Below are 12,704 nucleotides of genomic sequence, written 5' to 3' on the forward strand. Positions count from 1 at the left end.
AGAAAGCCATTGCGGAAGGCGGCCAGGATATGTTGACTATCCTCTGTAAAGGCAAGTGAAGCTCCCACCGGATAACGGCTTGCCCAGTCCAGTACCAGAATCAGCATCATCCGCTTTGCCTTTCCGGTTTTGGGGTCAAGGATATCAAGGGCAAGCTTGTGTCCATCCGCCACCCAGACATCACCAACCCTGAGTAAGCTGCTGTCTCTGTGGATGGTCTTGATGATATGCTCTGCCACGAACTTACTGCCCATGCGAGCCTGTTGCCAGATATCGGGATTGTTATTCCTGAAGTCTGTACACCACCTTCTCAGGGTGGGAATGCTACTCCCCGAATCAAAGTAACCAAGCCGGGCTTGGGCTTTTAGCAGTTTGATGGCAGAGCCGATCTTAACCCGATTGGGATGCAGCAGCATGCTCAGCAGAATTTGACTCTCAAGCTCTGATACCTTGCGTTTACGGATAGTGTTCCAATTGCTGTGGACGAGAGCAAACATGTTGTAGTCCGATTGCAGATATTGCTCTATCCAGGTGCGGATAGTTCTCTCACAGCGTTTATCACGCATCTGATACAGCTCCGGCACCAGTAATCCGTTGTTGTAATCAAGCACTATCTGTTTCCATTCCTCAGTTCTGGACTCACAATCACGCAGCCGGTTCAGCACAACAGTGCAGAAATGTCCCAGCAGCTTTGCCTCTTCCAATCTACGCAAAGGCAGATTGGCATCTTTACTCAGATCCGGATACTCCGTTACCGAGTGAACTTTGTCCGCAGCAGTGATATCTGGATGAGCGTCCTGTGACAAAGTTGGATCACTACACAAGCCCATCTTGGGTTCATCAATACCTGGCACTGTGACACATTTCTCGGGAGATAAATTGTCACAGCGCTCAAAGCCTCTCCCATTCAGCATCTCCGGCATTTCATGCTCTTCCTGAACCACTGTGACACCTGTCACGGTGCCTAATTTGTCACAGTGGTCTTGCCATAAACCGCCCTGCCGATGAGCTTCAAAAGTCGCTTTCATCAGCGCCTCCCTTATTATAATAGTAGGTTCTACTATCCTGTACTGCAATATGTTGGGAAGTCCTTTCTGTTGTAAATGCGCTGAAAATGCAAGAAATCTGCCAACCAAATCCTGCTTAGCGATTCGACCATCTTTTATCTATAAGCCCTGCCTCTTTTATCTCCCAAGAACCAGACAGAATCAAATGAACCATTGAAGCAAACCCCTGTTCAAAGCCCAACACAAGTAGCATAAAGACTTTTCCCAAAGCGCTTTAGACCGGATTCAGACTTGTTCCAGTTCTCCCACACCACCCAGCACTGTGACAATAAAAGCGTTAACAAATCTGATGAGTTCTCCCAAAAATCTGATCATCCGAAACCAGTCCATAAACAGAGCAAATTTGCAATAATCGTGATACAAAACGTCCAGAAACGTCCAAAGACCACTGTGACACAAACCAAAGCCAGTCTTATCTATCTCTCTGCCTGATAAGCCAATAAGACCACTGTGACACGTGATACTGATTTGAAGGTTTGGGTGAGAACTTATATCCAGTCTCGTCGGCAAGTGTCAAGGTTGGGACTGGACTTGCCTGCCGGTTAAAGCTCCGTCCTTGCTTAGGTTTGGTGATAGCTTCCCTCCTCCGCTCCGGTTTCGGGGATCATCCTCTACGCAAACTAATGCCACATCCCCTCGAACGGGTCATGGGTATTCAGATGGTTACCATACTGTTCCTGCTCATTGCTCACCTTGTCTCAATCCCCTCGAACGGGTCATGGGTATTCAGATTTTGAGGCTCTCGTCAAGTCCGCACAATGCAAGTATTATGGTCTCAATCCCCTCGAACGGGTCATGGGTATTCAGATCTAACCATCCACCGCCATAAGCCCTCACTATCCGGTCTCAATCCCCTCGAACGGGTCATGGGTATTCAGATTTGTACGCAAACGTTAGCTCCACCCACACCTACGGGTCTCAATCCCCTCGAACGGGTCATGGGTATTCAGATTATATGATTATTCTGGCTCTTGCCCAAGCGATCTATGTCTCAATCCCCTCGAACGGGTCATGGGTATTCAGATGACTATCAGCCTGAGAACTATATGCAGATTTGGCAGAGTCTCAATCCCCTCGAACGGGTCATGGGTATTCAGATTCAATACATCCCACGCGTTATAGCGTCGCAGAACGGTCTCAATCCCCTCGAACGGGTCATGGGTATTCAGATTCAATACATCCCACGCGTTATAGCGTCGCAGAACGGTCTCAATCCCCTCGAACGGGTCATGGGTATTCAGATAGCAGCGTTTTTAGCTCATTGCAGGACAGAGGCTTGCAAAGGCGTTTCGGACGGCGACGGGTTTTCTGATCTCCGGGGGGTGGGGGCATGTTTTTTCGCGTCTCGCAAATACTTGTCTTGCAGTGAGTTGTAAAAAGGACGGTGATTTGGCCAAGGACAGAGGTCAAATCCCTCTCCCTCAACAAGTTGGGCTAATATCGCTCTATTCATCCAAATCACCGTCCTTGAAAACCATGTTTCTGATGTCTTACCAATATGCAAGCCACTTTTTCTGTCAAGATAAATCCGCAGCCAGGTTCAGACGATTATCAGTTTTGTAAAGAGGCACCTGAATTTGCATAAGAGGTCACTGTGCAAATATTAGGTTATCTTTATGAGGGATAAGAAGTTATTGTGATTTTGGGAGTGATTCTAATCAGGGATGATTAGGGAGTTTTAGCGGTACCTGGGTCACGATTCTTGCATAAAGACGCTGAGGAGAGAGCAAAATAGGGGAAAAGCAGTTTGTGGTAAGTAGTAGCTGTTGTGATGTTGACAGAGAGAGGGATATGGGTTATTTTGCGGAAAAGCGGAGGTCACTAATTCTTGCAAACCGGGTCACGATTCTTGCATAAAGCATAAATGTGCGTAACCTGAAGCGAACTCCTGGAACCATTTTTATGAAATAGTGTGGCAGGAGTGGGCAGTAGAAGGCAGGAGCGCTGAATATAGTAGTGAATAGCCACATTATCCGGCCATACTGGCCTACATTTGGCCGGGTATTAGATCTGCGGACCTTCAGTTAGTCTCAATGTACTCATGCAGCGAGGCAGCAAGAGAAGCAAACCTTGCTTCCAAAGAAGGCATGGCGTCCCTGGGGGGATATGTGCCATTTTCCAGTGTGCCCATGGTGAACGTTGTAATCACCTGGTTATCTTTGCAACCGATCTTCAAAGTATAGGACGCCCAATATGGTACATAAGCCACAGAGACCAGGATAGAAGGCTTAGCCACTAAAGTACCGGTTTCCGGTTGGCGGAGGTTAATGACCTTGTTGGCATCATCAATGTTCAGACTTAACCACTCCTCAGCAAGATAGTAGGCCGCAGCCTGTTCTTTAGTAACAGCGTTGGTATAGGTGTAAACACCTTCTCCAGGGTCAAACCCATACCGGGTTGTTACATTGGCGCAACCAGACACAGACAAGGCAATGATGATAGCTATCAGTGTTGGGAATAGTATGTTGTAACGCATGAATAGCTCCTTAGATGTATTTACGGATGGAGAGGACCAGAACGGCGATCAGCGCGCAGTCATCGGTGTCTCGATTAAAAGCAACGGGCTTATAGCTGGAGTTGATGGGCCAAAGCCAGGCGGTGCGGTGACGGTGATCCAGGACGTATTGCTTGAGCGTGATACCGTCCGCGGTGCGAAAGGCACAGACGCGACCATCAAGCTTGATCCCGTGCCAGTTGGTGCTGAGCACCACGTAGTCACCAGGCTGGATAACGGGCAGCATGGACTCTCCGTCCACGCGGAACACCCAGTAGGGCGGGGGCAAGGTAAGGAGGGTGGCAGGGACATCCAAAAGCTCATTCGCTTCATCCTGGACAAACTCAAAAGGTACGCCCGCGGCAATGTCGCCCAGGACAGGCAGACGCAGGAGGTCAATACTGCCCTCGCGGGCGCGTACATTATTATACATTTGCCCTTCCCCGGTGATGAGCCAATTAAGGTTGATGTTATAGGTATTTGCTATTTTGGAAAGGTCAATATTCGAGATTGAAAGCTTCCCGGACTCATAATCAGAGACCTTAGCCTGGCTGCAACCAAGTACTTCTGACAACTTTTTTTGGGTTGCTGAAACGCTTGTCCTGACAAGTTTTAAGCGTTGTGCAAGCCCCTCGTTATGAGCTTTCATAGCATTATCCTATATTTTTCGCTTGACAGCATAGCGTATTGCTATATCGTGTCCTCTATATATGACAAGACCCAAATACAAGAGAGGAGAAACGATGTCAAGTGAAAATTTCACGCTGGCCGGGAAACAAATCAAGAAAGCCTTGATTGATCTTGATTTGAGCTACCTGGCCCTGGCGCGGGGGGTGGGGGTATCGGTGTATTACATCCGCGAAATCGTGAACGGCACGCGGAAAGCGCGGGCTGCGCGGCAGCGGATAGCCGTGTTTTTGGCGGCCCAGTACAAGAGGCAGGGGCAGCAGGTGCCGCGGGCGATCCGGGAAGAGGCGGAGGCCGCATGAGCAACAATCACAAGGATGGAGGTATCCAATGAAAAACATGATCAAGCGCGCCTGGGATTGGGCGCAGAGTGAGACAGGGGACATGGTAGTGGGCGGCTTTTTGCTGCTCGGCTGCCTGGGCGTCGGCTTTTGGCTGATGTGGCTTTTATGGGCCTGCGGGTGGGGGTGAGAGATGAATTTGGATAAGATGATCAAAGGCAGCGCAGAGGAACTGAGCAAACGGCTGAACAAAGCGTTGGAAGAACACCGGGAGAAGATGCGTGAACGGGACGCTCGGATGGAGGCAATCCCGACCTTAGATAACGGCAAGGAGTATAGCCCAAGAATGTTCGGGCACAACGGGGACAAGGACCAGCCTAAGAGTGATGCGCGAAGTCAGACAGCGTCGCAAGGGCGTGAATCATGATGAGGATAAGAAAAGGAACTCTTTGTCGGTCCGGACGCGTAACAAGACGAACTCAATGGTATCGGGACAGGGTATCGGGACATGGTTATCGTCAAGATAAGCCAGGTAAAGAAGTCTCTTTGGCGGAATCTGGTCAAGGCGATCCAGATTGTGGACCAAACGAACAAAGAGGCCAAACAGAATCTCAAGATCAAGGTATTGTGGCAGCTGTTTACGTGCCACAAACTCAAGCGCAGCCCGATTCACACGGTCGTTGTCTCGCGAAGCCAAAGCTTCCAGAGCAGCTGGATCAGCTTGGGATTCAAGCTGTAGCAACTGCTCCATATATGGCAAAAACATCGCGGTGTATTGAGCGATGGATTGCTTCAAATCAGCAACTGTAATGGTTGGCAGGTTAAGAATTATCATGATGGGACGCTCCTTCTATAATGGTTGTGAGACTATGAGCAGGACTGGGGCGTCCCGCCTTTTTGTCAAGAGCAGAGTTGAAACCGGCCCCGCGCGCGAGGCCCGTTTGAGCTTTACAAACCACCTACCTACAACTCCGGGGCGGGAGAGGAGTCGACACCTCCCCGCCCTTTTTGAGAGTTTAGCGGGTGGAAATTTTAACAAGGAGCTGTAGAATGAGTGGTCAACACATTAACGCAAACTGGCTCACGGTAAAGGAATACGCGGCCATTAAGGGGATCAGTGAGCGAGCGGTACGCAAAAACATAGCAGCTGGTAAATACGAGATTAGAGAGGTGCCGCACCCCTCCAGGAAAGATCAAGTATCTTACGAAATCTGGACCGCCGAACCAGAGTGCGGAACCAAAAGTGCGGAACCAGAGTGCGGAACTAAAAGTGCGGAACCAGAGTGCGGAACCAAAAGTGCGGAACCAGAGAGCGGAACCAAAAGTGCGGAACCAGAGTGCGGAACCAAAAGTGCGGAACCTGAGAGCGGAACCAAAAGTGCGGAACCAGAGTGCGACAACCAGGATGAAACCTTGGGCGCGTGTGAGAGTTGTTATGCCAAAACGATGTGCCATAAAGCAGAGTGCTGTTACGAGTGCGATGAATACAGCCACTGCAACAGCCACCAGTGCAAGTTAGCCTGGGCAGAGTCACAGCGCACGGGCAACGACTACCAGGACGTGATGGCCGGCTATCGGGATCATCGAACGAGCGCCGCGGGCGCCGTCATGGCCGAGGTAATGTGCGACGACCCCGCTCCGGAGGTGACAGAGGTTGTGAAACCTGCTCCGGGCAGAGTGGTTGAGTATGTTCCTTACCATAAGCTTGATGAGGCGCAGTTGTACGCGCTGCTGATGCAGGAGATCGAGCGGAGATTGCGGAGCGCGAGCAGCCGGGGGGCGTGTTGGGAGGAAATCACGGGCGCGTACAACGCCGGTGACCTGGTGCCTGAGCTGCGCAAGCTGCGGGGCTGTCGGAGCGAGCGGGGCCTGCGGCATTGGTGGCAGCGCTGGAGCGAGACGGGCGACATGTTTGAGCTGGTTCACAAGAATACGGCTCAGATCCGTGGGCGCAAGGTGACGCAGTTCGAGCAGGACTATTTGCTCAAGCATCTGCTTTCAGACAGCAAGGCAAGCATTGGCAGCTCGATCACGATGCTGAAGGACGAGGCGCGGGAGCTGGGGCTGGACAGCCCGAGCAGTGAGGCCACGCTCAAGCGCTGGTGCAACGACTGGGCGGCGGCGCATCCCGCGGTATGGGCGCAAGGGCGGCTCGGCGATAAGTATGTGAAGGACAACATCATAAAGAGCCTGATCCGCAACACAGACGACATCAAGTTTGGTGACGTGCTGGTGGGTGACGGCCATGTGATTGGCAACGACATCATCAATCCGCTGACGGGCAAGCCAGCCAGGTTGACGATGATCATGTTTTACGACTGGGCCTCCAGATACCCGGTGGGGGCGAGCCTGGCCTACACAGAGGACAGCGTGCACATCCTCACGGCGCTCCGGAACGCGATATTGCAGCTGGAGTTTGTGCCCAAGTGCGTTTACCTGGATAACGGGCGGGCGTTCAAGAGCAAGCTGTTCACGCAGGCGCCGGAGGACCACGACCTGAGCGTTGAGCTGGCCGGGATACTGCCGCGGCTGGGGATCTACGCGCACTTTGCCGAGGCTTACAACGGCCGGAGCAAGGTGATCGAACGGTATTTCAAGACGATGCAGGAGCAGTGGGAGCGGTTCATGAGTGGTTTCCGGGGGAGCACGATAGCGGACAAGCCGGCACATTTGATGCGTAACGAGAAGTGGGCCAAGAAGATGTTTGAGGGCAAGCCCATGGAGTATGACGAGGCGCTGACGATGGCCTACTATTGGGTGCGCTACATGTATGGCAACCGTCCCAACGCCCAGTTGAAGGGCCAGACACCCTACACCGTCTTCAGAGAGAGCGAGCGGCCGGCAGACCGGGCGGTGCAGATCCGCGAACTGGACATATTGATGCTGAAGGCGGAGCGCAAGCGGGTGCGTAAGGACGGGATCATGCTGATGGGCAACCGTTATTGGGCTCCTGAGCTGGTGGATCACGCGCTGCAGCCGGTGGTGATCCGGTATGATTACTGCGATCTGCGGCAGATAATGGTGTATGATGAGAGGAGTTGGCTGATCTGCGAGGCTGAGCTACGGGAGGGCGTGAACGGCATGGCCTTCTTGAGCGATAATCCATTGGCTTATCACGAGGTGAAAGCGGAGATCAAGGAAAACAAGGCCATCCACCGGATGATCCAGAAGACGACGAAACGGACGGTGGATCGGGCCAAGGACGGCGTGGACCGCGAACTGGCCAAACACCAGGGGATTATTGAGCAGCGCAAGGCCGAGATCGAACAGCACAATCCGCTGTTCAAAAATCCGCCCATGATGCCGCCCAGGAAGCCGAGGGCGGACGTGCATGACGACGTGGCGGCCCTGGAGAAGATCGCGCGCGAGGCTGAGAGCGAGGTGCCCGTGGTGATCGAGCTGGAGCAGGCTGTTGCCGCGGCGGCGCCGGCAATCGAGAAGACGATTGAGCTGGAGGACCTACTGGAAGACGAGGGCAGCTTGGCCTCCACCGTGAGTTTCAAGGAAATGCAAAAAATCATTGGAATAGAGAGGTAAGACAATGAAAGAAGGAAAACTGGCAAGGCTGGGCAACGTGGTGAAAGCGGACCAGTGTTTGGACTATTTACTTAAGCGGCCCCGGCTGGAGATGGTGGGGATGGGCCTGATCTACGGACATCCGGGCCTGGGTAAGACCACCTACGCGCAGCGGATGGCCTACAGTAAGGGCTACATTTATCTAAGACTTGAGAGCTACATGACCCCCAAAGCGTTCGCGGTGGCGCTGAAGAATGCCCTGATGCGGCATTTGGGCGCGGGCGACCTACCCGTGACCGGGAGCGCGGCGGGGATCATGAACTCGATCATCGGTTTGCTGTGCCAGCATCCGGAGGTGGTGATCGTGGTGGATGAGATCGACTACGCCTTCCGGGAGCCGAAGATCCTGGGCGCTTTGCGCGACATTGTGGACGAGACGATGGCGGTGGTGATCCTGGTGGGGATGCAGAACGCGAAGGAGAAGTTGTATCAGATCAACCGGTATTACTTCGACAGGTGCGGGGTATTCTGCGAGTTCGAGCAGCCCAGCAAAAAGGACATCGCAATTTTGTCGGTGACGGTGATGGACGTAAAATTCGCAGAGGACATCGTGGATTACATCTATCGCCGCAACAAGGGGACGCTGCGGGACACGATCAAGCTGATCCACAGCATCGAGAGCGTGGCGAAGAGCATGAAGCTGAGCACCATCACGGTGCATGATCTGGAGGCGCAGAAGTGAGCAAGCTGGTGGAGAATTTCGCGGCCCAGTACCGGCGTCCGTTCAACGTGGAGATATGCGGCAACCTGACCGGTGAGAGCGATGACGCCGTGACGCAAACGATGGCGCGGCTGGTGCGCGCGGGCAGGGCCAGGGAGATCGAGCCTGGAGTATGGCAGGCGACTCAGACGCACCGGATCGTGAACACCAATAGCGTGAACGGTATACGCTGGACCTACCGCGTGAGCGTGGGCGCTAAAGTGATAGAGGTGCTGAGCCAGAAGCGGGTGGAAAGTGTGCGCGACCTGGGCCAGCACCTAAGCGTTAGCCGGCAATACGCCTACATGTATTTGGAGGCGTTGGCGAGCCTGGGCGCGGTGACCTGGACGGGGAGCCGCTACATTGGGACGGGGCAGGACGACCTGACACTTTTAGGCTGTGTGATCGAAAAGGGGATCCTGGCCAGGCTGAAGCGGGAGGCGACGTGACCAGGGAAGAGAAGTGCAAGGCGCTGCGAGGCAAGATCCAGGCGCACCGGATCAAACGGCTGGGCTGGAGCGAGCCAGTATTCAGGTTTATCTTGAAGGGACTGCAGTATCATGACCATCTGCGCGACATGGATTTGGACGAGCTGGAATCTCTTTGGAAGGTGATCTCAGGCTACCGCCGGAGCGGGCGGCCGACAGAGTGGGAATATGATTCAGCCGGGCGCTACATCTACAAGCTGCAGATGGCTGCGGGCTGGAATGACGCGATGCTGCGGACCTTTTTGGCCAACACCTATCACAAGACCCATATCAACCTTTTGACGGAAGAGGAGCGGACCGAAGTCCGGCAGCTCCTGGAGAAAATCACCCAACCACCTATTGAGGAGTACAAACGATGACTACAACCCTAACGTTGCCCATATGGGCACTGATCCTGCTGATCGGCTACAGTTTGCTGTTCACGGGATTGTTCGTGATGGCCTTAGCCGCCATGGAAAGCGAGAAGGCAGCCCATGAGCGCAGCCGCATTCATTTGAAGAAGGAAGTGAGCTATTTTTGCAGGCGCATGATCTCCGCCAAACGAGATCTGAGCCAGCTGCAAAACGACGGCGGCGGCACGGGCACGCGGCACCTGGTGGGCAAGTATGTGGAGGCCATGAACGAGGTATCGCGGGTGCGGCAGAAGCTGCGCGAGCTGGACTCGGAGCTGCTAAAACAGTTTGAAGGGCCGAAGGAGGCGTCATGATCACGCTGAGTTACGACGGGCTGAAGCAAGAGTATGATGCCCGCTCTTACCCCTTTTACGCCGCTCCATATGACCTGAACCTGTTCGGGATCCGATCCGCCGAGACGCGCGCAGGCCATTTTGACGACACGCTGGGGCTGGCCTGGGTGGATGAGGAAGGCGAGCAGTGGGTGTTTCAGGTGCCGGGAACCACCGATCCCGGCGCGTATTACCTGGAGCGTCCGCTCAACTGGCGGGGGACGGCGATATTGGCGCCTGGCCATTACCCCAAGATGTACCGTCCCGGCAAGCACCGGGGCAAGTACAGGGCATTGGTGCAGGTGAGTCCATGCGTGGTGATCCGCGACAATAACCGGGACCGCGTGCTGGACTATAGCGGCAAGCGCTACACCGGACTGTACGGAATCAATTTCCACCGCGCCCTGGCCAGAGGCATTACGCTATACGTGGGGCCGCATTCGGCAGGCTGCCAGGTGGTGAAACAAGCCCATGACCTGGATTACACCCTCAGCCTGGTGGACAAGCAGAAGCTGTGGATCGGCAGCGATGACGTGAGCTACAGCCTGCTATACGCGCCGGAGCTGGTGACGAAGCGGGAGGCGACGTGACCAGGACGATTGACGAACGAATGGCGGCGCTGGGCTTCAAGCATCTGGAGCATACCGACAGCTGGATGAAAGGGCGCTGGTGGGTGGCATGGAAGCGTAACCGCCAGCCTTGGCTGGAAATCAGCAACATGGGAATATTACGGGCCACGGTGCGGACCCTGGCCGAGGCCGCTGAATGGCTGGAGGTGCATCATGATGAGGCTTAAGCTGGTGGTGATCAGCCGGTGCAGCGACTGCAACGTCGAAGGATGCGAGAATCGCGTTTGCGTGGGGCCAATCCCGGAAGAGTGCGGGCTGGAAGACGCCTTGGCCGCGAGCCTGGTGGCGCTACAGTGTCAGGAATGCCGGTGCACGTTTGAGCAGATCCCGATGGAGCAGCAGTATTGCCCGATCTGCGGAACGGGCAGGGTGGCGCTGAGGGGGGAGGAATGAAGAAGCAGAGCCAGGTGCAGACGGACCTGATCAAGCGGTTACGGACCGAAGTTTACAAGGCCTTCAAGCGCTACGGCTGGACGCGGGTGGAGGCGGAAGGCGCGCTGCTATTGTTGTGCCTGCCTCAGAACAAAGGCAGGACAATAGATCCTGGGTTGCTTGAGGCTCTAACACCACTTAGGAGAGTTGTTTGCGCGCTTATGGACGTGACATGGGAGCGAGAGAATGGAAGATCCTCTTAGCAAAAGGGTGATAGTAGAGCACTGCCCGAGGTGCGGAGTGAAATGGAGCAACGAACCGTATATCACCGGTGATCAAGACGGGAGGCCCGTGATCGGCCTGGTATGCGGCTGCGGGATGAAGACGGAAGTATTGCTGGAGCAAGGCATGCCTTTGCAGGTGAACCTGGCAAACGCCATCTTTGGCGCGATGTGCCAGGTGGTAAAGGTAGCCTTCATGCTTCAGCGTGACATAACGATAACAATCAACAAGGAGCAAGATATGAAAAAGACAACGAAGCCGGAGGTGGACAATGCCTAAAGGCGTGAGTGAGTGCCCTGTCTGCCATGGCAAGGGGACCCTGACCGAAGACGCGCGGGGATATGAATTTGTGACGCGCGACCCGATGACGAGCCGGTGCTTGGTGTGTAGCGGGCGAGGCCACATAAATGGACGGACCAAGCTGCCCAACGGACAGGAGGCCCATACCATCCTTTCGGGAAAGCGGCTGAACGTGAGCAGGAAAGCCAGCAAGCAGATCGTGCCGGATGTGGGCATTGATTTGAGCGTACCAGCTGACATGGTGAAGGAGGTTAAAGAGGTTGAGAGCGTAGTGCGGGAGCAAGAGGGGCATTGGCCCACACGCTACATCATGCCCGACGGCTCGTTCCTGGTGCGCCCGACGGATCCGCAATATTTGGAGGTGCTGCGGCGCGCGCGGCAGCATGCCCGCAGCAGGGGCACGTGGAGCAGCTATGACGAGCTGCGCTATGTGGACGTGCTGGAGGGTGTAATCGACGGGACGAACGAAATACTGAAGGAGGCGCATCATGCCTAAAATACTGGATTACAACGGAGATAAGTACTGGATCAACGGCGACAACCAGATGGTGCTGGAACGATACGTTTCAGCCGACGACAAGAGCAGGGACAAGCTGGTGGGCGAGTTGATCAAGCGGGCGAAGCGGCTGAACAAGCTGATCATTGGCGAAAAGGAAGCGATGTCGCACGCCATCGCCGATTATCTGAACAAGGTCGCGGCGGCGAAGGGTGAGGAATGGAGCGGCGGCACTACGCTGTACAACTTCAGCGCGGACCAGGCGGTGGTGATCAAGATGGCGCGGCGGATCGTGTTCAGTGAAAAGCTGAACCTGGCCAAGCAGAAGATCGACGAGTGCATTCGGGAGTGGAGCACGGGCGCGACCGACGAGCTGAAATCGCTGGTCACCCGGGCCTTCGAGATGGATAAACAGGGCAAGTACGACACCAAGCAGATCCTGGGGCTGCGACAGATGAAGTTCGACCACCCGCTCTGGCTGGAGGCGATGGAACTGATCGTGGACAGCATCATCGTGCAGGGCACTAAGACCTACTTCTACTTTCAAGAAGCGAACGAGGAAGGCGCGCTGGAGAGCATCGTGCTGGACTACGCGAAGCTGTGAGGAC

At 54.6% G+C, this 12,704-nt stretch carries 19 protein-coding genes and 1 CRISPR repeat array; of the genes, 15 read left to right on the forward strand and 4 right to left on the reverse strand.

Annotated elements, in window-relative coordinates:
* The 3 genes from LHW45_07975 to LHW45_07985 form a co-directional block, all read right to left on the reverse strand.
* Positions 1 to 1,028 (reverse strand): hypothetical protein (locus tag LHW45_07975; GenBank protein ID MCB5285508.1); only part of this gene is annotated, 1,028 nt, incomplete at its 3' end.
* 663 nt (positions 1,029 to 1,691) lie between these two features.
* Positions 1,692 to 2,310: a CRISPR direct-repeat array (repeat unit 37 nt; unit sequence GTCTCAATCCCCTCGAACGGGTCATGGGTATTCAGAT).
* Between the two features lie 777 nt (positions 2,311 to 3,087).
* Positions 3,088 to 3,543 carry a DUF4468 domain-containing protein gene (locus LHW45_07980; GenBank protein MCB5285509.1) on the reverse strand — a complete coding sequence of 152 codons (456 nt, stop codon included), beginning with the start codon at positions 3,541 to 3,543 and terminating at the stop codon, positions 3,088 to 3,090.
* Positions 3,544 to 3,553: 10 nt separating this feature from the next.
* On the reverse strand, positions 3,554 to 4,210 hold the full coding sequence (locus tag LHW45_07985) for an XRE family transcriptional regulator (GenBank protein ID MCB5285510.1): 657 nt from the start codon (positions 4,208 to 4,210) through the stop codon (positions 3,554 to 3,556).
* A gap of 94 nt (positions 4,211 to 4,304) precedes the next feature.
* Between LHW45_07985 and LHW45_07990 the strand changes: the two genes are divergently transcribed.
* From LHW45_07990 to LHW45_08000, 3 genes are read left to right on the forward strand one after another with little or no spacing between them, the layout of a single operon-like run.
* A complete protein-coding gene (locus tag LHW45_07990) occupies positions 4,305 to 4,550 on the forward strand; it encodes a helix-turn-helix domain-containing protein (protein MCB5285511.1) in 246 nt (81 codons plus the stop codon).
* Positions 4,551 to 4,578: 28 nt separating this feature from the next.
* Complete coding sequence (locus LHW45_07995) at positions 4,579 to 4,719, forward strand: hypothetical protein (protein MCB5285512.1); 141 nt, start codon at positions 4,579 to 4,581, stop codon at positions 4,717 to 4,719.
* 9 nt (positions 4,720 to 4,728) lie between these two features.
* Positions 4,729 to 4,956, forward strand: a complete 228-nt coding sequence (locus LHW45_08000; GenBank protein MCB5285513.1) for a hypothetical protein — start codon at positions 4,729 to 4,731, stop codon at positions 4,954 to 4,956.
* Here LHW45_08000 and LHW45_08005 read toward each other — a convergent pair.
* On the reverse strand, positions 4,951 to 5,364 hold the full coding sequence (locus tag LHW45_08005; protein ID MCB5285514.1) for a hypothetical protein: 414 nt from the start codon (positions 5,362 to 5,364) through the stop codon (positions 4,951 to 4,953). The two genes, LHW45_08000 and LHW45_08005, sit on opposite strands and share 6 nt — an antisense overlap.
* A 728-nt stretch (positions 5,365 to 6,092) precedes the next feature.
* Here LHW45_08005 and LHW45_08010 point away from each other — a divergent pair.
* The 12 genes from LHW45_08010 to LHW45_08065 are packed head-to-tail and all read left to right on the forward strand — an operon-like array spanning position 6,093 to position 12,700.
* Positions 6,093 to 8,066 (forward strand): transposase family protein, encoded by a 1,974-nt coding sequence (locus LHW45_08010; protein ID MCB5285515.1) that lies wholly within the window; start codon positions 6,093 to 6,095, stop codon positions 8,064 to 8,066.
* A 4-nt stretch (positions 8,067 to 8,070) separates the two neighbouring features.
* The gene (locus LHW45_08015; GenBank protein MCB5285516.1) at positions 8,071 to 8,787 is read left to right on the forward strand and encodes an ATP-binding protein; all 717 of its coding nucleotides are present in this window, start codon (positions 8,071 to 8,073) and stop codon (positions 8,785 to 8,787) included.
* A gap of 8 nt (positions 8,788 to 8,795) precedes the next feature.
* Positions 8,796 to 9,254 (forward strand): hypothetical protein, encoded by a 459-nt coding sequence (locus LHW45_08020; protein ID MCB5285517.1) that lies wholly within the window; start codon positions 8,796 to 8,798, stop codon positions 9,252 to 9,254.
* Positions 9,251 to 9,652 (forward strand): hypothetical protein, encoded by a 402-nt coding sequence (locus LHW45_08025; GenBank protein MCB5285518.1) that lies wholly within the window; start codon positions 9,251 to 9,253, stop codon positions 9,650 to 9,652. Before LHW45_08020 ends, LHW45_08025 begins: the two co-directional genes overlap by 4 nt.
* On the forward strand, positions 9,649 to 9,999 hold the full coding sequence (locus LHW45_08030) for a hypothetical protein (GenBank protein MCB5285519.1): 351 nt from the start codon (positions 9,649 to 9,651) through the stop codon (positions 9,997 to 9,999). Before LHW45_08025 ends, LHW45_08030 begins: the two co-directional genes overlap by 4 nt.
* Positions 9,996 to 10,607, forward strand: coding sequence for a hypothetical protein (locus LHW45_08035; protein MCB5285520.1), 612 nt, complete (start codon positions 9,996 to 9,998; stop codon positions 10,605 to 10,607). Before LHW45_08030 ends, LHW45_08035 begins: the two co-directional genes overlap by 4 nt.
* Complete coding sequence (locus LHW45_08040) at positions 10,604 to 10,813, forward strand: hypothetical protein (GenBank protein MCB5285521.1); 210 nt, start codon at positions 10,604 to 10,606, stop codon at positions 10,811 to 10,813. Before LHW45_08035 ends, LHW45_08040 begins: the two co-directional genes overlap by 4 nt.
* Positions 10,800 to 11,039 carry a hypothetical protein gene (locus LHW45_08045; protein ID MCB5285522.1) on the forward strand — a complete coding sequence of 80 codons (240 nt, stop codon included), beginning with the start codon at positions 10,800 to 10,802 and terminating at the stop codon, positions 11,037 to 11,039. Before LHW45_08040 ends, LHW45_08045 begins: the two co-directional genes overlap by 14 nt.
* Positions 11,036 to 11,281: a hypothetical protein gene (locus LHW45_08050; GenBank protein ID MCB5285523.1), complete on the forward strand. Its 246-nt coding sequence runs from the start codon at positions 11,036 to 11,038 to the stop codon at positions 11,279 to 11,281. The genes LHW45_08045 and LHW45_08050 overlap by 4 nt, the downstream gene beginning before the upstream one ends.
* Positions 11,265 to 11,579, forward strand: coding sequence for a hypothetical protein (locus LHW45_08055; GenBank protein MCB5285524.1), 315 nt, complete (start codon positions 11,265 to 11,267; stop codon positions 11,577 to 11,579). Before LHW45_08050 ends, LHW45_08055 begins: the two co-directional genes overlap by 17 nt.
* Positions 11,572 to 12,096, forward strand: a complete 525-nt coding sequence (locus LHW45_08060; protein MCB5285525.1) for a hypothetical protein — start codon at positions 11,572 to 11,574, stop codon at positions 12,094 to 12,096. The genes LHW45_08055 and LHW45_08060 overlap by 8 nt, the downstream gene beginning before the upstream one ends.
* Entirely contained in the window at positions 12,089 to 12,700 is a 612-nt protein-coding gene (locus tag LHW45_08065; protein ID MCB5285526.1) for a DUF3164 family protein, read from the forward strand. The genes LHW45_08060 and LHW45_08065 overlap by 8 nt, the downstream gene beginning before the upstream one ends.
* Positions 12,701 to 12,704: the final 4 nt, after the last annotated feature.

The sequence above is a fragment of the Candidatus Cloacimonadota bacterium genome, assembly GCA_020532085.1.
Taxonomy (GTDB): Bacteria; Cloacimonadota; Cloacimonadia; order Cloacimonadales; family Cloacimonadaceae; genus Syntrophosphaera.

Excerpts from the sequence above, each read along its gene's own strand:
- LHW45_07980 (MCB5285509.1), bottom strand. The coding sequence starts at position 3,543 with ATGCGTTACAACATACTATTCCCAACACTGATAGCTATCATCATTGCC.
- LHW45_07985 (MCB5285510.1), bottom strand. The coding sequence starts at position 4,210 with ATGAAAGCTCATAACGAGGGGCTTGCACAACGCTTAAAACTTGTCAGG.
- LHW45_07990 (MCB5285511.1), top strand. The coding sequence starts at position 4,305 with ATGTCAAGTGAAAATTTCACGCTGGCCGGGAAACAAATCAAGAAAGCC.
- LHW45_07995 (MCB5285512.1), top strand. The coding sequence starts at position 4,579 with ATGAAAAACATGATCAAGCGCGCCTGGGATTGGGCGCAGAGTGAGACA.
- LHW45_08005 (MCB5285514.1), bottom strand. The coding sequence starts at position 5,364 with ATGATAATTCTTAACCTGCCAACCATTACAGTTGCTGATTTGAAGCAA.
- LHW45_08010 (MCB5285515.1), top strand. The coding sequence starts at position 6,093 with ATGGCCGGCTATCGGGATCATCGAACGAGCGCCGCGGGCGCCGTCATG.
- LHW45_08015 (MCB5285516.1), top strand. The coding sequence starts at position 8,071 with ATGAAAGAAGGAAAACTGGCAAGGCTGGGCAACGTGGTGAAAGCGGAC.
- LHW45_08030 (MCB5285519.1), top strand. The coding sequence starts at position 9,649 with ATGACTACAACCCTAACGTTGCCCATATGGGCACTGATCCTGCTGATC.
- LHW45_08035 (MCB5285520.1), top strand. The coding sequence starts at position 9,996 with ATGATCACGCTGAGTTACGACGGGCTGAAGCAAGAGTATGATGCCCGC.
- LHW45_08045 (MCB5285522.1), top strand. The coding sequence starts at position 10,800 with ATGATGAGGCTTAAGCTGGTGGTGATCAGCCGGTGCAGCGACTGCAAC.
- LHW45_08050 (MCB5285523.1), top strand. The coding sequence starts at position 11,036 with ATGAAGAAGCAGAGCCAGGTGCAGACGGACCTGATCAAGCGGTTACGG.
- LHW45_08055 (MCB5285524.1), top strand. The coding sequence starts at position 11,265 with ATGGAAGATCCTCTTAGCAAAAGGGTGATAGTAGAGCACTGCCCGAGG.
- LHW45_08060 (MCB5285525.1), top strand. The coding sequence starts at position 11,572 with ATGCCTAAAGGCGTGAGTGAGTGCCCTGTCTGCCATGGCAAGGGGACC.
- LHW45_08065 (MCB5285526.1), top strand. The coding sequence starts at position 12,089 with ATGCCTAAAATACTGGATTACAACGGAGATAAGTACTGGATCAACGGC.